The organism is Sporomusa sphaeroides DSM 2875 (assembly GCF_001941975.2).
Lineage (GTDB): Bacteria > Bacillota > Negativicutes > Sporomusales > Sporomusaceae > Sporomusa > Sporomusa sphaeroides.
Genome location: NZ_CP146991.1, coordinates 4,660,422 through 4,679,668, shown reverse-complemented (window position 1 = coordinate 4,679,668; position 19,247 = coordinate 4,660,422). Strand labels below are relative to the sequence as shown.

The 19,247-nt window shown below is 43.9% G+C and carries 22 protein-coding genes and 1 tRNA gene; 18 read left to right on the top strand and 5 right to left on the bottom strand.

Going from position 1 to position 19,247, the window contains the following annotated elements; translation table 11 throughout:
- The first annotated feature begins 7 nt into the window (after nucleotides 1-7).
- The 8 genes from SPSPH_RS21570 (at nucleotide 8) to SPSPH_RS21535 (ending at nucleotide 6,674) form a co-directional block, all read left to right on the top strand.
- On the top strand, nucleotides 8-409 hold the full coding sequence (locus SPSPH_RS21570; protein WP_223226126.1) for a c-type cytochrome: 402 nt from the start codon (nucleotides 8-10) through the stop codon (nucleotides 407-409).
- Complete coding sequence (locus SPSPH_RS21565) at nucleotides 409-1,893, top strand: cbb3-type cytochrome c oxidase subunit I (protein WP_075756245.1); 1,485 nt, start codon at nucleotides 409-411, stop codon at nucleotides 1,891-1,893. The genes SPSPH_RS21570 and SPSPH_RS21565 overlap by 1 nt, the downstream gene beginning before the upstream one ends.
- Nucleotides 1,894-2,005: 112 nt before the next feature.
- Complete coding sequence (locus tag SPSPH_RS21560; RefSeq protein ID WP_075756244.1) at nucleotides 2,006-3,202, top strand: GGDEF domain-containing protein; 1,197 nt, start codon at nucleotides 2,006-2,008, stop codon at nucleotides 3,200-3,202.
- 21 nt (nucleotides 3,203-3,223) lie between these two features.
- A complete protein-coding gene (locus SPSPH_RS21555) occupies nucleotides 3,224-4,228 on the top strand; it encodes a nucleoid-associated protein (protein WP_083945555.1) in 1,005 nt (334 codons plus the stop codon).
- Nucleotides 4,229-4,336: 108 nt separating this feature from the next.
- A complete protein-coding gene (locus SPSPH_RS21550; RefSeq protein WP_075756243.1) occupies nucleotides 4,337-4,780 on the top strand; it encodes a DUF6173 family protein in 444 nt (147 codons plus the stop codon).
- A gap of 313 nt (nucleotides 4,781-5,093) precedes the next feature.
- Nucleotides 5,094-5,273 carry a uracil-DNA glycosylase gene (locus tag SPSPH_RS21545; RefSeq protein WP_075756242.1) on the top strand — a complete coding sequence of 60 codons (180 nt, stop codon included), beginning with the start codon at nucleotides 5,094-5,096 and terminating at the stop codon, nucleotides 5,271-5,273.
- A gap of 71 nt (nucleotides 5,274-5,344) precedes the next feature.
- Nucleotides 5,345-6,247, top strand: a complete 903-nt coding sequence (locus tag SPSPH_RS21540; protein ID WP_075756241.1) for an EamA family transporter — start codon at nucleotides 5,345-5,347, stop codon at nucleotides 6,245-6,247.
- Nucleotides 6,231-6,674 carry a YaiI/YqxD family protein gene (locus tag SPSPH_RS21535; RefSeq protein ID WP_075756240.1) on the top strand — a complete coding sequence of 148 codons (444 nt, stop codon included), beginning with the start codon at nucleotides 6,231-6,233 and terminating at the stop codon, nucleotides 6,672-6,674. Before SPSPH_RS21540 ends, SPSPH_RS21535 begins: the two co-directional genes overlap by 17 nt.
- 82 nt (nucleotides 6,675-6,756) lie before the next feature.
- On the opposite strand, the gene SPSPH_RS21530 is transcribed toward SPSPH_RS21535, so the two are convergent.
- The 3 genes from SPSPH_RS21530 to SPSPH_RS21520 form a co-directional block, all read right to left on the bottom strand.
- Nucleotides 6,757-8,526 carry a B12-binding domain-containing radical SAM protein gene (locus tag SPSPH_RS21530; RefSeq protein WP_075756239.1) on the bottom strand — a complete coding sequence of 590 codons (1,770 nt, stop codon included), beginning with the start codon at nucleotides 8,524-8,526 and terminating at the stop codon, nucleotides 6,757-6,759.
- Nucleotides 8,519-9,691, bottom strand: a complete 1,173-nt coding sequence (locus SPSPH_RS21525) for an N-acyl amino acid synthase FeeM domain-containing protein (RefSeq protein WP_075756238.1) — start codon at nucleotides 9,689-9,691, stop codon at nucleotides 8,519-8,521. The genes SPSPH_RS21530 and SPSPH_RS21525 overlap by 8 nt, the downstream gene beginning before the upstream one ends.
- 170 nt (nucleotides 9,692-9,861) lie before the next feature.
- Complete coding sequence (locus SPSPH_RS21520; protein WP_075756237.1) at nucleotides 9,862-11,517, bottom strand: ATP-binding protein; 1,656 nt, start codon at nucleotides 11,515-11,517, stop codon at nucleotides 9,862-9,864.
- A gap of 251 nt (nucleotides 11,518-11,768) precedes the next feature.
- On the opposite strand from SPSPH_RS21520, the gene SPSPH_RS21515 reads away from it, so the two are divergent.
- The 3 genes from SPSPH_RS21515 (at nucleotide 11,769) to SPSPH_RS21505 (ending at nucleotide 13,067) form a co-directional block, all read left to right on the top strand.
- Complete coding sequence (locus tag SPSPH_RS21515; protein WP_075756236.1) at nucleotides 11,769-12,368, top strand: nitroreductase family protein; 600 nt, start codon at nucleotides 11,769-11,771, stop codon at nucleotides 12,366-12,368.
- A 155-nt stretch (nucleotides 12,369-12,523) separates the two neighbouring features.
- Nucleotides 12,524-12,973: a tRNA adenosine(34) deaminase TadA gene (gene tadA, locus SPSPH_RS21510; RefSeq protein WP_075756235.1), complete on the top strand. Its 450-nt coding sequence runs from the start codon at nucleotides 12,524-12,526 to the stop codon at nucleotides 12,971-12,973.
- Nucleotides 12,974-12,977: 4 nt separating this feature from the next.
- Nucleotides 12,978-13,067: transfer RNA gene (locus tag SPSPH_RS21505), tRNA-Ser, on the top strand.
- A gap of 104 nt (nucleotides 13,068-13,171) precedes the next feature.
- Here SPSPH_RS21505 and SPSPH_RS21500 read toward each other — a convergent pair.
- Nucleotides 13,172-14,410, bottom strand: coding sequence for a tyrosine-type recombinase/integrase (locus tag SPSPH_RS21500; RefSeq protein WP_075756234.1), 1,239 nt, complete (start codon nucleotides 14,408-14,410; stop codon nucleotides 13,172-13,174).
- A gap of 164 nt (nucleotides 14,411-14,574) precedes the next feature.
- Entirely contained in the window at nucleotides 14,575-15,105 is a 531-nt protein-coding gene (locus tag SPSPH_RS21495; RefSeq protein WP_075756233.1) for a helix-turn-helix domain-containing protein, read from the bottom strand.
- Between the two features lie 156 nt (nucleotides 15,106-15,261).
- Here SPSPH_RS21495 and SPSPH_RS21490 point away from each other — a divergent pair, with 156 nt between their 5' ends.
- The 7 genes from SPSPH_RS21490 to SPSPH_RS21460 all read left to right on the top strand — a co-directional run bounded on the left by SPSPH_RS21490 (nucleotide 15,262) and on the right by SPSPH_RS21460 (nucleotide 19,238).
- Nucleotides 15,262-15,459 (top strand): helix-turn-helix domain-containing protein, encoded by a 198-nt coding sequence (locus SPSPH_RS21490; RefSeq protein WP_198930932.1) that lies wholly within the window; start codon nucleotides 15,262-15,264, stop codon nucleotides 15,457-15,459.
- A 239-nt stretch (nucleotides 15,460-15,698) separates the two neighbouring features.
- Complete coding sequence (locus SPSPH_RS21485; protein ID WP_075756232.1) at nucleotides 15,699-15,887, top strand: hypothetical protein; 189 nt, start codon at nucleotides 15,699-15,701, stop codon at nucleotides 15,885-15,887.
- Between the two features lie 5 nt (nucleotides 15,888-15,892).
- Nucleotides 15,893-16,039 carry a hypothetical protein gene (locus SPSPH_RS21480; protein ID WP_158027075.1) on the top strand — a complete coding sequence of 49 codons (147 nt, stop codon included), beginning with the start codon at nucleotides 15,893-15,895 and terminating at the stop codon, nucleotides 16,037-16,039.
- Between the two features lie 18 nt (nucleotides 16,040-16,057).
- A complete protein-coding gene (locus tag SPSPH_RS21475) occupies nucleotides 16,058-16,282 on the top strand; it encodes a helix-turn-helix domain-containing protein (RefSeq protein ID WP_075756231.1) in 225 nt (74 codons plus the stop codon).
- A 1-nt stretch (nucleotide 16,283) separates the two neighbouring features.
- Complete coding sequence (locus SPSPH_RS21470) at nucleotides 16,284-18,197, top strand: phage/plasmid primase, P4 family (protein WP_075756230.1); 1,914 nt, start codon at nucleotides 16,284-16,286, stop codon at nucleotides 18,195-18,197.
- A gap of 290 nt (nucleotides 18,198-18,487) precedes the next feature.
- Complete coding sequence (locus SPSPH_RS21465) at nucleotides 18,488-18,865, top strand: hypothetical protein (RefSeq protein ID WP_075756229.1); 378 nt, start codon at nucleotides 18,488-18,490, stop codon at nucleotides 18,863-18,865.
- Complete coding sequence (locus SPSPH_RS21460) at nucleotides 18,855-19,238, top strand: hypothetical protein (RefSeq protein ID WP_075756228.1); 384 nt, start codon at nucleotides 18,855-18,857, stop codon at nucleotides 19,236-19,238. Before SPSPH_RS21465 ends, SPSPH_RS21460 begins: the two co-directional genes overlap by 11 nt.
- Nucleotides 19,239-19,247 lie beyond the last annotated feature (9 nt).

The window sequence follows — 19,247 nt, the reverse complement described above, 5'->3', positions numbered from 1 at the left end:
ACCGGCTTTGGGCAAAGCCTATACTTTTTTTGGCATCCTCTTGGCCGTGATGGGACTTTTTTCTGTTTTGGTTTATGACTCTATCCGTAATGCCGACGCAGAGCAGCCCATTCCGCCTGATGCCTTGCAGGGGAAACAGATCTTCCAACGGCGGGCCTGTATTGAGTGTCATACGGTTTTTGGCAACGGCGGCTATGTAGGGGGCGATCTTACCAAGAGCTATGTCAGAACCGGTGCGCCGGCTCTGACGGAATATCTGGTACAGGCACCGGTACTAACCGGAGCTAAAAAAAAGCGCCATGAACAGCTTAATGAGCAAGACGCAGCAGCCGTGGTGGCTTACCTCAGATATCTCAGTACCCTTAACACGCTTGATTGGCCGTTGAATACCAATAAAGGAGCCCGTTGATGCTACTTTCCCAAAAGTTATGCTATAAGTATGTTGTATTAACTTTTATATTTTTTGGACTGCAAGGCATTGTGTCAACCGGTGGCGCCCTGGATACCGCTTTTCCCGACCTTCCCAACCCGGTTCCGTTTACAGCCGGCAGGTCTTTTCATCTCAATATCAGTATTCTATGGCCGCTGTTTGGCATAACAGGCATTGTATACTATTTTTTCAGTCGTGAAGCCGGCAGGGAAATGTATAGTTTAAAACTCATTGAAGCAAATTTCTGGGTGTTTCTGGTAACTATAATAACAATACTTGGTTCGCTTGTGTTGGGTTTCAATGAGGGTATTGAATATCTCGAAGCATGGCGGCCGCTCAAGCTGGGAATTGCCGTTTCCATCAGTCTCCTGTTTTATAATCTTATCAGAACCTATCTTGCGGCCAAGGTGCCGAAAAGCCGGGCAACGCTTGTTAGTATATTGGCCGGGAGTTTTACCCTGATTGTCTTCTTTTTGCCTAACCTGCTGCGTTATGCGCATCCGGTTGCTGAAGAATTCCTGAAATTTTGGGTGGTTCACCTTTGGGAAGAACTGAGCTTAGAGCTTATTGGCACAGGTGTGCTGGCGGCAGCTGTGCTAAATTTGCCGGGAATGCAGCGCAGCGTTATTGAAAATGTCATTTATCTGGATATTACGGTTATGGTCTTAACGGGAGTTTTGGCTACCGGCCATCATTACTATTGGGCCGGAGGCCCGTTTTACTGGATATGGATAGGCGGCGCTTTCAGCACCATCCAGGTTGTGCCTGCGTTCTTACTGCTGTACGCCATTGGTAAAACCGTGAAACTGCAATATTTTTTTCAATTGGGACAACGCGAGAAAGTGGTTATGGTCATGATTGCCAGCAGTATGTTTTATCATATTTTCGGGGCAGGCTTACTGGGTTTTCTGATGGCAGTTCCTGCTGTCAACAAATATATTCATGGCACATACATAACCTCTGCCCATTCTCATTTGGCGGTTTTTGGTGTCTTTGGTTTTCTGGTTTTGGCGTTAGGTTACTATATCTTTTTCTCGGAAATTGCGCTTGATACACAAAGCTACCGGCTCAGCCTGCTGGGGGTTTTTTGCCTGAATGCCGGTTTGCTGGTCATGTCGGCGGCCTTACTTGTCGCTGGTGGTTTGCAGTCCTATCTCTGGTATGTTGCGGGGCTGTCGGTGGGGGAGACAAATCAGGGGATTTTTCCCTGGCTGCTGCTCCGGCTGGTGGGCGGGCTGACCTATACGACCGGCAGTTCTCTCCTGACCTATATAATTATCAAAAAAGTCTGGAGCAACTTTGCTCTCTGCTTCCCTTCGCTGGCCATGCTGGAACAGCAGCGAACCATTACCTTGCAGGAGCTGCACAGCGGTTTTCAGCAAGTCCATACTGCGGGCAGTAAGCTGGAACAGGTTTTGCGCCAGACAAAATTGCTGCTGGATAAGTATCGCAACCTAAAGTGACTCATGTCCTTGTGCTACCATAAATTAATGACAATAAATGTCGAAATTGCTATAATGGTAGTTGGCAAAACAGCATAAGGACAAAACGAGTGAAAGGACTTTAGGAAACCGAATGGCAAACATACTGTCAGGATTTACCACCATTCCGTTCGGGGTGCTGGTTGTGATCTTTATCGCCTATTTTCAAATGCCTGTCAATGACGCATTATTTGCGATGCTGGATAGCTCTGCCTATATCCTATATGGTGCCGGAATGATTCTGAGCTGGTGGTTTAACCGCAGCCGGGTCTTTTTTATTACTATGCTGCTGGCGCTTTCCCAGTATGCGCTTAGTGGCACAGCGGCGGCCGATACCGGAATTGCGGCGTTGCCGGCAGTACTGTACCCTGTGCTTTGTACATTGCTGCCGATGAATATATTCGTTTTTTCGCTGCTGAAAGAACGGGGAATCTTTAATACCTGGGGCCTGGGCCGGTTTGCGATTATTCTTTTCCAGGTATTTTATGTTGCGATGGCGATTACCGCCAATGACAGTACCATGCTCAGCTTTTTTCATAAAGAATTCCTGGCTGAAGACCTGTCCTGCATAACGAAAATTCCGCAGGTGGCATTATTGGCCTATGCGGCTGCGTTTTTATTGCTCTTTATCAGGCAGCTCAAAACCCGGTCCCGGCTGGACCGCACCTTTGCCGCGGTACTGGTTAGCACTATGCTGGGGCTTCAGTGGCAGGCCGAGCCGTTGGCGCTGCCGGTATTTTTTGCCGCTGCCGGGATCATGCTGATTATTGCCGTCATTCAGGATTCTTACTCCATGGCCTATCTTGATGAGCTGACCGGGCTGCCGGCCCGCCGTGCCCTCAAAGAAGAGCTGATGAAGCTAAGAGGCGAGTATACCATCGCGATGGTGGACATAGATTTTTTTAAAAAATTTAATGATACCTATGGCCACGACACCGGTGATGACGTGCTGTGCCTGGTGGCGACTGTTTTAAGAAAGGTGACAGGGGGCGGGAAAGCCTTTCGTTATGGCGGTGAGGAGTTTACCATTGTCTTTCCCCATACGCCGCTTGCCGATGCCTTGCCTCATCTGGAGAAACTGCGGGAAGCAATAGAAAAAACACCGTACGCCTACCGGGGAAAACGGGCGCACAAGACCAAGAAAAAAGCCACGAAAAAGCTGTTTGTAACCATCAGCATTGGAGCGGCTGAACGCAGCGAAAAGCATGCGGAAACTCACGAAGTAATCAAAGCCGCTGACACTGCCCTCTATCGCGCGAAAAAGAAGGGACGGAACTGTGTCAGTAAATAGCGGGAGAAAAGGAAGATTGCCATGTTGATACATATAGATAAAGCCATTCTGCATATTCTGGATTTTAACTCAGGCGTAACGGTTTTTTCCGAACAGGAGCTGGATATAACCAGTAACAGTGTTGTCGCCTTTTTAACTAAGCATATCGAAAAATTGTATCAGGATCAGAGTGCCAAAACAGGCACTTTTTATCCCAACAGCAAGTTCAGGCAGCAAGTATCAGACTATCTTGCCGGCGGTGTGGATTTCACCGGTTTTTCCATTTATGCCGCCGAATTAATGTATGCTGCGATGGCTCAGGCCGATGCCCTGGCCTCTACCGATGTACTAATTTGCGATTTTACCATTGACAGCAACCGGATGCTTGCGCTGTTAAAATGCAATAACAAAATTGGCTTCATTCATCAGGTGGTACAGGAAAATGACAAAATCAAAAATGACATTATCAACCACTATGCCATCTTGCCGGGGCTGGCGCAAAAGCTGGATGAATATGCCTTTATTGATGCCAATTCACTGGCAATTACCTTTGTTGATAAAAAGCGCTCAGTCAATGGCGTGGAAACCTATATCCTGGCCGATCAGGTATTAGAATGCAGTTCACGGGTTTCACCGAAGGAGACCCTTGCCTTGGTGAATGCCATTACCCGCACAGTAGCGGAAAATCACGGAGCAAGCACTGTCGAGGCAGTGGCTAAAGCCAAAAATTATATTGTGGAGAATACCGGGATTTCCGAACAACTGGACCCGGTGGCCTTAGGCAAAGAGGTGTTCAGCGCTTCGCCTGCCATGCAGGCCGAATATATCAAAGAAGTAGAAAGTGCCGGCATTGCCGAAACTGTCAAAATCGATAAGGATTTTGCCGTTAAAAAGGGAAAAAGCCATAAGATTAAAACCGATACCGGGATTGAAATAACATTTCCTGTGGATTATTTTGAAAGCAGCGAGTATATTGAGTTTGTTAATAATCCGGATGGCACAATATCCATCCAGTTAAAAAATATCGGCAGCATAATCAATAAATAATGGATTAGGAAACTGCGCTGTCAAGGCCGGCAGGCGCAGCCGGAAGTATAGAGGATTATCCCCGGCGGTGGCGAATCCAGTAGGAAAGCTTTGTTAGGAGTGACATGCATGACTTTGAATCCTAAGAATTGGTCTTTGCCCGATATCCCCATGCTGAAGTCCTTTAGCCAGCAGTTGTCTGAATTCAATCAGCCCTATACTGCCAAGAATATGTTTCAGCAGCTTGTGGAGCGGGTCAAGGATTTTGAGGCTAAACTGGACCAGGAGCATGAGGTGGGGATGCGCCTGGTGAGTTTTGGTAAATCAACAGAATTCAGCGTATCACGTATCGGTTATTTGGACCCCAGCTTGCTCTGGTTTCAGGGAGTTATGCCTGATGGCTCGGAGGTTGAGCTTGTCCAGCACGTTAGCCAGATTAATTTTATGCTGCTCAAAGTCAAACGAAAGCTGCCGCAAGAGCCGCGGTGTCCGATCGGTTTTTGTCCGCTATTGCCACCGGCGGAAACAGCCATTCCTGACAGGCAAAAAATAATTGAGGCGAATGAGGAATAATTTATGTATATAGTGGGGATACTAATAATGTACTAGGTGTCCTCCGAGTCTGAGGGTTGCGAAAAAAATACTTTTGAATTATGCGCATACATAAGCACCATACATACCCCCCTGCCTGGCAGGGGGGTAATTTTATTTTACCGGAAAGTGATTTTTACCGGCAGGATCAACGTCGGCTTGTGCTTTTGCCAAAGGCGGGTGCAAGCGATGTTTCTTTAGCGAGATAATAATGACAAAAAAAATTCGAATTGGTATAATAAGAGACTAAGAGGTACAGTGATATAAGTTAGCATTGACCTGGATGAGGTGCCAAATGAACGAGACACCAAAGTGTACCAAATGCCAACACTATTATATTACCTGGGATAAGGTTTTCCCCTATGGCTGTAGAGCCATGGGCTTTAAAAGCCATAGAACTCCTGCTGCTGTTGTCAGGGAGTCGTCCGGACAGGAATGTTTGGCCTATGCCGAAAAAACCAAAGGGGTAAAGTAAGTATCCGTGGACAGTTGGTCTGCGGATTTTTAATAAATGTGCCGCGCTGCACAGAGTAGGAGCTTGCCAGCATGCAAAAACGGGACATCCTCATCGGCCTGGTGGTTGTTATTGTATGGGGCCTTAATTTTATTGCTATTAAAGTAGGTTTGCGGGATATTCCGCCGCTCTTATTAGTGGCGCTGAGGTTTGTGTTAACCTGCTTCCCGGTTATCTTTTTCCTGCCAAGGCCGCCGATTTCCTGGGCTTGGCTGCTGGCTCTAAGCTTGTCGATAAATGTAGGACAGTTTTCGCTGCTGTTTATCGGGATGAAGGTGGGGATGCCGGCCGGGCTGGCTTCATTAGTTTTGCAATCTCAGGCCTTTTTTACCCTGTTGATAGGCGTTGCATGGCTGGGAGAACAGTGGCGCTGGAACCATCTGGCAGGGCTGTTTTTGGCAGGCAGCGGCATGACCATTATTGGTTCGCAGCAGGGCGGTGAGATGACGGCCGCCGGCTTCGGGCTGGTTATAGCTGCCGCCGCTTGCTGGGGTGCCGGCAATGTCATTATGCGGCGGGCTACCGTGGGAATACCGGCTTTTCCGATATTGTCCCTGATTGTCTGGATGGGTGTGGCGGCTATTTTGCCGTTAATGGTATTGTCCTTATGGCTGGAAGGCTATGATGCCTGGGTGGCCGCTTGGCATACAGCCGGTTGGGCAAGCCTGGGAGCGCTTATCTATTTAGCCCTTTTTGCTACTATCATTGGCTACGGTTTGTGGGGAAAGCTGCTTTCCCGTTATCCCGCAGCAGTGGTTTCCCCATTTGCGCTGTTGGTGCCGGTGGTGGGACTGACCAGCTCGGTCTTGCTGCTGGGAGAGACAGTGTCTTTTTGGCAGGGGGTTGGCGCTTTGCTAATTATGATTGGTTTAGTGGTGCATGTTTTGGGGGCCAATTGGAAGGTGGGGAAAAAACGCCATGAAAATAGTAGTTGATGCCGATGCCTGTCCGAAGGCCGTGTTGCAGTTGTGCCGCCAAATCGGGAGCAACTATGCTATCCCGGTTTGGACGGTAGCCAGTTTTAATCACAATATTATCTCAGATCACCATGTAATCGTAGGGAGTGCTTCCCAGGAAGCCGATATAAAGATAATTAACCTGACCGAGCCGGGGGATATTGTCATCACCCAGGATTGGGGCCTGGCCTCGATGGTGCTTGGCAGGGCCGCCTATTGCCTGAGTCCGGTGGGGAAGGAATACCAGCCGGCAAGGATTGAATTCCTGTTAGAAGAACGGGAGCTCAAAGCAAAGTTTCGGCGGGGTGGGGGCAGAACCAAAGGGCCGGGGAAAAGAACCCAGGAAGATGACCGGCGCTTTGCGGCTGTGTTAGAAGGTATTATTATCAGGACAATTAACAGCTAATTCTCTGAAGGGGCTTTATAGCCCCAAAAGACTAGGAACCGCCAGCCGGCGGTTCCTTTTGTCTGGGCAGGACAGTATACATTTAATGATCTTCTTTCAATACAATCCCGGCAGGATCAGGATTATCCTGCACTGTGGGATTGGCGTCAGCCAATTGTTTGCTGCGTTCATTCATTTTATGGGTAATGTGTTTGATATAGTTGCAAGTGCCGCTGATAATATCGACAAAAGAAGTTTTCTTGAACTCGAAGAGGTCTTCCTTTGAGCTATAGCCGATGGCCTGGCTCATCATCAGATAATCATCAGAAATGTTGATGGGAATACCCATATCCACAATGACCCGGTTTAACCTGCCGATTTCTTTTAGTATTTTTGCCATATCAAGGTCGTTGAGCGTGTAGTCCAGTTTGCGCCAGAACTCCACTGGTTTGTAGATGGAATACTCGTAGTTCATCAGTTCCGGGACAAAGTTTTCTCCTAGCTTGAAGCCCAGCTTTTCTTTGTCGTCAAACCAGACTGTGCCGGGGAAAACACCGGGCGGGTTGATGATGACCGCATCCGGATTGGCTTCGATAATCAAGCTGACGTTTTGCTCGAAAACCTCTTCCAGGGTTACGCCGGGGACGACCGGGCACGGATAGATCATGGATAACACGATCTGGCATGACATATTTTCGGCCGATGCCGCCAGTTTGATGCAATGAATGGTGTCAATGATGTTTTTCCGCGTAACGCCTTTGTTCATAATTTTGTCATTAATTTCATCATGGCCGGTTTCACCGCCCAAAAATACGGCTCTGAGGCCGGAGCGGATCATCAGGCGGTAGCTCTCATAAACATACTCGGTTACATTACCTGGCCGGGCAAACATGGAATAATTCATTTTTATCTTATTGTCGATAATCATTTGTGCGATGTCCCGGCCGTGCCCTATCGGTGTTTCTGAGCTGCTGAACCGGAAAAAGGCGATACCGCGGCTGGTCATTGCCGTAATCTCGTCTTTTATCTCTGCTAATGGCCGTGGTGTATAATGGGTATTTTGCCTGGTATGTGAGCAAAAGCTGCACTTATTCCAAGTGCAACCCAGGCCGTCGACCAGGGTATGGAACCATACCTTGTCTGCCATGTCTACAGGCCTGTACTTGGGAACAGTAAAGGAGTGGAACATATAGTCGCCGGTTTCATGATAGTGTCCTGTCCGGATTACCGGCGAAGGCCCGATTTCCTGCTGCACCAGTTCGAGGAAAGCGGCTTTTGTCGGGACAGTTTTCCTTTTATTGAGCAGATATTCCAGGATTTCTTCGCCAGGGCCCATAATGGCCAAGTCAAACTGCTTCTCGGCTAACACATACTCGCCATACACCTTGACATGCGGTCCGCCGACAACCACAATGGTTTCAGGATTGGCCTCCCTGAGCCTTTGCGCCAGTCTGACACTCCAGGCATAAGGAGCGCCGCCCCAAAGCTTGATTCCCACAATAGGGATTTGCTCGGTTTTTACCAGGGTAACGATATTGTTGATAATCTTCTCCATATATTTTTTGCGGAAATGCAGGGTTAGCGACTGAACCGGCCAAGCCAGCAGCAAGGAAAGCAAGCCCAGTGGCTTAAAACGGCGGCTGTATTCGTGAAGCTGCAATTTGACCAGTTTGCGCAGCAACCGGGTGCACCACTGGGGAACCCCCTTTTCTACGCGCGAGACTCGCTGTTCGTCGGCAACATACACAGTAAAGCCGCGTTCTTCCAGATAGGTTCGGATGACGGCCAGTCCATTTTCCAGTGCCGCATCAGAAGCAATTCGCTGTCTGGGCGCAAAGCTGTTCACCAATAATAAATCAATACCTTTAGTCATTTTCTTTTCCTCCTTGTTCGGTTAATGAGGCGCAAGCATAGGCAAATCCCCGGCTGGTTGTTAGGTTGCTTACTAGGATTTCTGCCGCTTGCGGATGAAGATGCTGATAACGTGCCAGGGCTTGTCCGGGTAAAACAAATACTTCCGATTCGGTTAAAGCAGTTACCGTTTCGGTTTGCCGGACTTGGGCAGACAGAACAGGGCTGCCAAAATGATCACCAGGCAGAAGGATGCGTGTACCTGCCGGTGAAGTGGCCTGCAAAGTGCCTGAGATTAGAATATATATATCGTTTGACAAACTGTTGGGGTAGAGGATGCAGTCGCCTGACGCGCAATGGAAGAGAGCGCCTGACGCCAGGATAGTCATAATGCTCTCACTATCAAGGTTTATGAAGGGCGGAATTACATAAGGAGAGACAAGTAGCTTCTCCTGGACATAGGCCCATAGGCTTTCACGGGAGGCTAATTGGGTATTGATGTGTTTTGCTGTTTCCGGGAATGCTTGCAGGAATTGTTGGGGTATGGTTGAATTACTGGTTTGTTTGCGAGCGTGACGGTAAAGGGGGGATTTGATAGCACGGAAATGAGGAATGTCTTCAATCACCATTACCAGTGGAACGAGAAGACCATATCCGGAGTCGGTAAAGTTTTGTGTGAATCTCCTGAATCCCATTCGCTCATATAAAGAAATGAGGTTGGGGTTGCATCCTCCAAAGAAAAATGGGACTGTTTGTTTTCGCAGAATTCGATATGTTTCTGCTAGAAAATAAAAGAGTACTGGGGAATTTCGATATTCCGGAATAATCGCTAATTTAGTACCGAGAGCAAGATGGGGCCTTGGGAGAGAGGTAGAAAGTGCCTGGAAGGTATGCATGTGGAATGTTTCGGCGATATCAGCCGGGTAATCTTCGGCGGCGGCAATGGTAAGTCGCGTCGTACCAATAATTTTATTTCCAGACTTTGCATACATTAAGAGGCTCTTGTCATCCAAAGAATCCGAAACTAGGTTACTTGAATTAGTGGCTGGCACTAACGATTTACCCATTTCCTGTACATATACTTGATAACGCAGATGATAAATTTCACGTTTTTCCCACAATTGGGTCGCAATGTGAATTTGCAATGAGTCTTCAGTTGCATCAATTCCGATTTTGTTTGTGGTCATAATAGATCATCCTCCTTTTTTTGAACAACATGTAGGAAACTTTTGAGCACAATCAAGGGCATCACCTCCTTAAATAATTTGGTAAAAAATAAGCAATTTTCAAAAAATACCCATGAAAACAAAAAGAGAGTCCTGTTAGGACTCCCTTTAACAATAAGAAGTTAACGTAATTATTTAAATTTAAAAAGTACGCGGAATGTTGTTCCTTGTTGACTTGATTCAACTTGAATATTGGCTTGGTGGTCGCTTACTATTTTGTAAACAACTGCAAGACCCAGTCCTGTCCCGTTTTCTTTGGTAGTTAAAAATGGTTTGCCGATATTATCCAGAATATGTTGAGGGATTCCCTTTCCTTGGTCTTGAACAGATAGAATTACATGGTCATTTTCAACATAAGTCCGGAGAGTAACGGTTCCGCCTGGTTCCATTGCTTCTAATCCATTGCGGACTAAATTCAATAGCAATTGCCGGATTTCTTTCTCATCCAGGCGCACTTCTGGTGTAGTTTCTTGGATATAGTGGACATCCTTACTAGATGCATTAGCGGCGGTTTGTAATAATGGGTAAATATTTTGGATGATTTGGTTAAGCGGGGATGTTTTTAGTTCCCGTGATTTGTCTTTGCATAGAGATAAATATTCCTGGATGATTAAATTTGCACGGTCAAGTTCACTAATCAATAGATTAAACTGATCTTGGTAACTTACGAAGTTAGGTTTCCTCTGAAAGAGTTGTAGATATCCTTTGACGGTTGTTAGCGGATTTCTAATTTCGTGTGCTACATTTGCCGCCATTTGTCCAACTGTGTTTAGGCGGTCTAAACGGGAAACGTCTTGCTCTAGTTCTATTCGCGTAGTAATATCGCGAATGATTCCTTCAAAGCTGATACATGACCCATTATCGTCAAAAATGGGAACAGTGGTTTGCTCAACCCAGATTATACTATGGTCTTTGCGGATAAGTCGCATAATTATGGGGGTAGCTGAAACCGCAATAGGATCTTGTATAAGTTTGTCGATTACGAAGGTATCGTTTGGATGGATCAATGAAAAAAGTAAATCAGGAGATTTTATAAAATCATCAGTTTGGTAACCTGTTAATTTAACGATAGAAGGGCTTATGTAAGTAATTTTAGGCACTTGTTTCAGGCTATAAAGATAAATAGTATCTGCCGCATTTTCAGCCAGAAGCCGGTATTGCTTTTCTTTTTCTACTAAGTCGCGAAAATTTTGTTCCAGATAAAGCATTAATATACCAAAGGCTATGATCACCCGTAAAGTAGCACTGATTATAAATCCCCACGGTGCAAACCATTTAACACTAATGAGAAAAGGCATATCAAGAGTATGTATCGCTAAGCCGATAAACGCGAGACAGAGTACGGTGTTACCCAAACTCTTCCTCTCGGGATGACGCATAAACATCCAGCTATGCCAAAAATATACATAGGCTACAAAAGCAATTGTAGGAATTGCTTTTATAAGAAATGAGGTATTGAGAGACATAGCTATTATGGAGATGGCAGAAACTCCGGTAGCTACATAATACCAGCTTTTGTGAATCTCCTTCCCAAGAAATTTGCTTGTAGAAAACACGAGAAACAAATGGTTGGCAGTTGTGATCAGATGGATCGTAACTAGCTCAGCAAAGGAAAGTTGATGGAGTGGAGTGCGATAAAAAATTTGAACTGTAAGGTGAACAAGCCAAAAAACAGACCATAAACCAATGTAAGGTTGGCGATAAAGCGAAAATAGAAAAAAATAAACACATACGACGATAAATGTAGCTGATAAAGTTACAACAACAGAAAGCTCGTAAAAGGTCATTTACAAGATCCCTCCAGCGCACCTAACATCTAATTTCATATTACTACATAATTAAATTATTATACCAAATTTATTGTGCGAATTATGGAACTTTGTGACGAAATTTCGATTTATTATGCATATGGTGGAATAACTAGCGCTCCTCATAGAAAACAATGATAGTAAATCATTATGGTTCTTTAGTGAGACACAGTATGTTATACTAAACATATAACTATATTTATCCAAATAGATGGAACGGAGGCAGCATTATGGAAAAAAACTTTTTGGTTGCAGTGCGAGATAGAAGAAGCTTTTATGGAATTAGCAAGGAATTTGTTACTACCGACGAGCGGGTTCAAGAAGTAATTGAAGAGGCTGTTAAGCATACGCCCTCCGCCTTTAACTCACAAAGTGCACGGGTGGTTGTTTTATTCGGCGAACAACATAACAAGCTGTGGAATGTTACCAAAAATGAACTGCAAAAGATTGTTTCTCCGGAAAAGTTTGCATCAACAGAAGAAAAAATCAATTCTTTTGGCAACGGTTCCGGTTCCATTCTCTTCTTCGAAGATATGAGTGTTGTGGAAAATCTGCAAAACCAGTTTCCTTCTTATAAAGAGAATTTTCCGCTATGGTCGCAACAGTCCTCAGGTATGTTGCAATTGGTGGTCTGGACTTCGTTAGAGCTGGAGGGGTTTGGCGCTTCATTGCAGCATTACAACCCGCTTATCGACGAAGCTGTAAAAAAGGAATGGAATATTCCGGAGCAATGGAAGCTGATTGCTCAAATGCCTTTTGGCAAACCTACCGCAGCCCCCGGTGACAAAGAATTTCAACCACTGGAAGAACGCATTAAAGTCTATAAATAACTGATTAGGCAGATCAATATAAAAGCCAGGAAGCCTTATTAAGGTTTCTGGCTTTTTCCTTGAATATCGCCAACATGTGACATTGATTTTTTTCCGGCGGCGGGATATAATATCTAAGTAACATTTTTGGCAAAACCGTTCGGCGGTGAGATAACGTGGATGACAACTACTATATGGGATTGGCACTTACTGAGGCGAGAAAGGCATTTGCTCTTGGTGAAGTACCTATTGGCGCAGTGCTGGTGATGGATAATCAGGTTGTATCTGCTGCTCACAACATGCGGGAAAGTTGGCATGATGCCACTGCACATGCGGAAGTCATTGCCATCCGGGATGCCTGTCAGCAGTTGAATCGCTGGCGGTTGACGGGAGCTACACTTTATGTTACTATAGAGCCGTGTCCCATGTGTGCTGGGGCACTTGTCATGAGCCGCATAGACAGATTGGTGTACGGCAGCCCGGACTACAAAGCCGGGGCAGTAGAGTCGCTGTTCAATATTGTGCAACATCCTGCGCTCAATCACCGGCTGGAAGTAATTGCCGGAGTGCGCGCCGACGAATGTTCCGGTATTATGAAAGAGTTCTTCCGCTTACGCCGAAAATAAATACGGAGAGGTGTCCGAGTGGTCGATGGTGCTTGACTCGAAATCAAGTGTCCTGTCAAAGGGACCGTGGGTTCGAATCCCACCCTCTCCGCCAAATACAAGCATCAGAGGACTTCATGTAAAAGTGAAGTCCTCTGATTTTTTTGCTTTGTCCCTTACGCTGTCCCTTACAAGTAATTTGCATGGAAAAAGCAGACCCTATTTGGTCTGCTTTTTTTGGGTGGTTTTCGTTGCTGCTTTTTTTAATATATCGCCCATGGTATCAGCCGTTTCCTGCTCTGCTTTTTCCATTAAGTGACTATATATGTTCATCGTTGTGGAAGTCTGGGAGTGACCTAATTTACCGGATACAGTGCGGATATCATGACCGGCTGTAATCAGATAGGTGGCAGCCATATGCCGGAAGATATGGGGTGTAATTTTGGGAAGGTTATTGTTTTTTACAAATTTACTCAGCCATTTATTCATCGTGTAAGGAAACATGGGCTTGCCGCTCCATTGCGTAAACACGAAATCATCTTCAGCTTCTTTGGCACCTTCCCATTTAGTACCTAATTGTAACCGGTTGGATAACTGCCCGGCCCTGTGTTGCTTCAATACCGGCACGATATAGGCCGGAAAGGTTAAGAGGCGGGTGCTGCGGTCATTCTTCGTTTTCTTGGCAATAACCCCGGTTCGCTTAGTGTAGACTATGGCCTGTTCAATCTTCACTGTATTGTTTTCAAAATTGAAGTGATTCCACTGTAAGCCCAAAATTTCTTCGCGGCGTAGGCCGCAAGTAATAGCCAGGAAAACCATTGCTTTATATTTGGCAGGCTGTGATTCCAAAGCCTTGATAAATTGACCTAACTGTTCTTCGGTATAAACAGTCTTTTGCTCTACTACGGCCTTGGGCGGTTCTATCCGCTTAGCTGGATTATAGGGTATCAGATTCCATTTCACAGCGACATTAAGCATAGTGCTTAGTAAGGTATGGTGCTTCTTAATTGTGCTGTCAGAGAGCTTCTCAGGCGGCTTCTTTTCGGCGCTATCCTTCTTAGTTGGTACTTTCTTTATGCCGGGTTCTGCAAGGTTTTTATAGAAAGTAAGCAGGTGTTTAGGTTCAATCTTATTTAGCTTCTTACTGCCCAGGCTGGTACGTATGCGAGCAAATAGATGATCGTTGTAGGCCAATGTAGTAGCCTCATGCTTTTTTATCATGATGGCGTAGTGTTCAGTCCAATAATCATAAAACTGCGATAGCGTCATATTCCCCGATGTGGAGACTTCGCCGCGCTCAACTTCGGCAACGAACAGAGCATACAATTTATTAAGCTCCCGTTCACTGTTGGCGGTAACTGTTTTGGTATAAACCTTCTGTTTGCCGTTGGCTTCATACCCGGCAGCTACAGAGAGCAAGTAAGTATTCTCCCCGCGCTTTTTAATTTTACTTGGCATAAAATATCATTCCTCCTTAAAAATGGGCATAAAAAAGACACCCATTGTATGACAGGTGTTAAAAATGATATAATAGCCTTGCTATGGGGTACTATATCAGGCACCTGTCTGAATGGTATCTATTAAAAGAATCCTTGGTGTTACCAGCACCAGGGGTTCTTTTTTTATTTGTTGTTTTTTAACCAGACCTGATAGTCAATAGATTTTTCACAGGCTTGTTGAAATTCTTTGAACTCTGAATCCGTGTAGGTAGTCGATACACCGCCTTTAATTAAGATAACATCAAAATATTCTTCGTCAGGAATGAAAGACGGTTCGCCAACAATATTTCCTTCATCGTCCTTCTGTTCTTCATAGTAACCAGCTTCCGATTGCCCAGACTTTTCATATTTTACGGCATACCCAACAGATTCAAGATAGTTAATGAACTTTTCAAAGCCTTTTAACTTTCCTAAAGAATCCTTGTGCAGTTCGTCATAAGAAGACCAAACGGAGTTTTTGCCATTTTTTAACCAATCTTCAGACACGTTAAAAATACTTGAAATTAATTTTATGTGCCTTTCTCTAACACTTCGCGTGCCACTTTCAATATTAGAAATGCCTGATTTGGATAACCCAATTTTGTTACCGAACTCTTCCTGGGTCATGTTCAATTTTAGCCGAAGCTCTTTTATTCTGCTATTTATGTCGGACAACGTATCACACCCTTTCTATGAATAAATAGTAGCATAATAAATTCTGTTTGTAAACCAAAATACAAAATGTTTTCTAAAAGTTTTCAAAAACCATTGCAATAATTCTGTTTCAGAACTATAATATACACATACAGAACAAAAGGGAGGGTGAGAGCATTGAATTTGAGCGTAAGTAAATTATTGTTGGCAATGGCTAATGCTTGTATAACTGTGACTGAGCTTGCAGAGCAGTCCGGTTTATCAAGGCCAGCGTTAACCAAGTTTACCACCGGGAAAACGAATCCCAAGCCAGCCACAATAGGCAAAATCGCCAAGGCACTTAATGTAAGAGTTGAAGATTTAATTGAGGGGTAAGCCAAAAGCGTCTTTCGGCGCTTTTGAGGTTGAGGGGTAAGTCCCGTTGGGGCCGAAAGGCCACACCGGGGAAACTTCGGTATCCGCCTTTCGGCAGATACCGAAAATCAGTTTAGCCCTAAGACCGAAAGAACCCAAGGCAAGCAGCTTAAGACCGAAAGAGCCGAAGCTGACCCTTCGATTTAACGGGGCAGCGGAAAATTCCGCAAACCCTATATTAAATGAAAGGAGCGATTGTTATGACAACTTTTGAGCAGGAACGCCTAGACCGGTATATCCAGGACGCTAACCAATGGCTACTGGTTATAGCCGATATGCTGCGATTACCGGAAACATCAAATCAGGCAGCAGCGGCCAGTATGGCTAGGGCCGCGATTGAATTAGTAAGCGGCATTAAGCAACAAATGAATCTTGATAAGGGAGAGTAGTAATCATGGGAACTGAAAGCTGGATTGAAATAATTTGCAATGCTGATCTGATAACAAAAGTACCGGAGATTGGCGAGACATTAAAAGATATGACTGTTAATACAGCCATGGAAGATTACGAGCAGGGTATAAAAAGAGGATATTTTTATTAATTGAAGGAGTGATTCAGCATGACAGTAGCCAAGGTATTAAATGAAAGGGAAATAGCGGCAGAATTAGGCTTAAAACCGGCAACAGTAAGACGGTTAAGGGTACAGCTAGGCTTACCCCATTTCCGCACAGCAGGGCGCATATTTTACCGCTTAGAAAGCGTTCTTGCCTGGATGGACAAGCAAGAACATACTTGCCAGACTGAACCGGAGTCAGAGACAGGCACATTAAGGCGGGTAAAATGATATGATTCAAGGCTATATTTTACTCAATGAAAAGATACCCAAGCACGGTCAGAAGCTAACTGACCCTAACTTTGTTCCACTTACTGTCCCGCCAGAGCATAAAGACTATGGCGGGGTGCTAAAGCCGGATGTTGTCAAAGTAGATATTGATAATCCTGAGATATTTCAAAAGGCTGTTAAAATGATCAATGACCAAAATATCAAATGCAATATCCTTGAAACCACCAGGGGCGGTCATTTATACTTTAAAAACTCCGTAATGACAACTAATAAGAGCAATTGCAGTGCTGCTTCTGGCTTGTTATGTGAATGGAAATTGGGCCTAAAGCATGAGTTTTCACCTGTAAGGGTAAATGGTATTGATCGTCATTGGTTACAAGGTTCTTTAACTAATGACGATATAGACGAAATACCTAAATGGCTTTTACCGCTACCAAATGGTACGGCAGACAGTTTTTCCAAAATGGAAGAAGGTAGCGGACGAAACCAAGCGTTGTTCAATTATATATTGACTCTTCAAAGCAATGATTTTTCAGTAGAAGAAATTAAAGAAACCATACGGATTATCAATAAATATGTGTTGAAAACTCCATTAAGTGACCGGGAAGTAGAAACAATCCTGCGGGATGATTCTTTCAAAAAGCAGTCTTTTTTTAGAAGAACCAAATTTTTACATGAGAAATTTGCCGCTTATATGAAAAGCAATCACCATATGATTAAACTTGATGGGAAATTAAATATTTATACTGAAGGAATATATGTTTCTGAAGGTTATGAGATTGAAAAGAACATGATTAAGCATATCCCTTCCTTGACGGATGCTCAGCGCAGAGAGGTTCTAAAGCACCTGATGCTGATATGCGAGAATAGGCAGGCAGCAGACCTTCACTTAATCGCATTTAAAAACGGTATTTACAATGTACGTGACGATTCATTTAGCGACTTCTCGCCCAATGTCATTATCACCAATAAAATTGATTGGAGCTATAACCCGGCAGCATATTCCAAACTGGCAGACCGGACGATAAACAAAATCGCTTGCGAGGACAATGAAATTCGAATGCTATTGGAAGAAGTTATTGGATACACGTTCTACCGGCGTAATGAACTTGGCAAAGCGTTTATATTGTTGGGAGATAAGCAGAACGGAAAAAGTACCTATATTGATATGATTAAAACCATGCTTGGTGATAACAACATTTCAGCCCTGGATTTAAAAAATCTTTCTGACCGATTTAACAAGGCAATGTTGTATAAGAAAATGGCAAATTTGGGGGACGATATTGACGATGATTTTATTACTGATACGTCCACCTTCAAGAAAGTTGTCACCGGAGACACCATGCAAGGTGAAAATAAGGGAGAGAAGCCGTTCAATTTTAACCCTTATTGTAAGCTCATATTTAGCGCAAATCGTATTCCAAAAATTAAAGACCCTACCGGCGCGACAATAAGACGGCTAATAATTATACCTTTCAATGCAAAATTCACTGACAAAGAAGCTGATTTTGACCCTTATATCAAATACAAGCTGCGGGAACCGGAATCCATTGAATATCTTATTTTGTTAGGAATTCAAGGCTTAAAGCGAATCCTACAGAACCGGAAGTTTACCATTTCAAACGAGATTGAACAAGAATTGAACGAATATGAGGAGCAAAATAATCCGGTCAAGGCTTTTCTAAGTGAAATAGGGCATGAATCTATTCTAAGGGAAATTACGGATGAAGTATTTTCACGTTTCAAATCTTGGTGCAGTGTCAATAGTCACAGATATGATTATGATGTTAGAAAATTTACTGGGGATGTAAACAAGATTACAGGATTTAAGAGTGATCGTATTAGACCACCTAAAGAAAGTTATTGGAATGGGAAAAAGGATAAAATCAATATTTTTATCCTGGATGTTAAATAACCGGACATATAGGACGAAAAAGAGCAACTAACCGGACGTAGATAACAGCAGTAATAATAATGCTTCAAGGGCATTCGTCCGGTTTGTCCGGTTTTAGTGTCAACTCCTTATATAATAAATTATTTACAACATACATTAAAACTATATAAATATATAAAAGCCTTATATATATAAAGGACGCTATAAAAATGTCTCTAAAGTCTTGAATTTACTGTATTTATCAACGTTTTAACAAACCGGACAAAAACAGGACAAAGAAAGCGGACAAACCATAAAGGAGCGGATTATTAATGGATAGAGAAGATATTTATAAAAAAATAGTTGATTATGTTAGGGAATATAAGGGTGTAACCTTTGTTGAGATTGAGCAAATTCTAAAAGATAACGGTATTCCGGTAAAGGGCGAAGCTCAATTTGGTTGGTTAGATCAAAACATTCTTGTTTGGGGCGGCATGTCAAAAGAAATGTTAGATATAGTTGAACATTTGATTCGTACAAAGCAGATATATTGTCACCCTGCCTCTGTATTGATTTATTTAGCGGATGGACGTATACCGGCAATGCCGATAGCCAAGAAAGATAAAAAGTATAAAGAGTCGCATTGGTTGCCGATATGCTTCAACGTGATGCCTCCAGTAATGAAGGAAGTGAATAACATTGAAAAATGAACTGATCGAATATTTGACTGAACAAATTCAATTGTTGCGGGAGGGTGGACAGGTTTTCATTAAATATGGTGACTTAGTACCGTTTGAAAGTCGTGGCAGGGCATTCGTAATTGATACCCGGACACGCATTAAAGAAGATGAGCCCAATATAAGCATTATTAAGCCGGTTGGTATTAATGAACGTGGATATGTGTTATATGTGTGTCCTGATTGCCAAAGGCTACATTGGGTGCATAAATCCAATATACAAAGGGACAAGCCTATTATGACCGGATGTTGCAATAAAAAGTCCCGTAGTAAGCGGATGTATATTGATTCGAATGGTAAGTTAGTAAAAGTTAAGCGGGATAAAGTTTATATTGAAATTAATTGAAAATAGGAG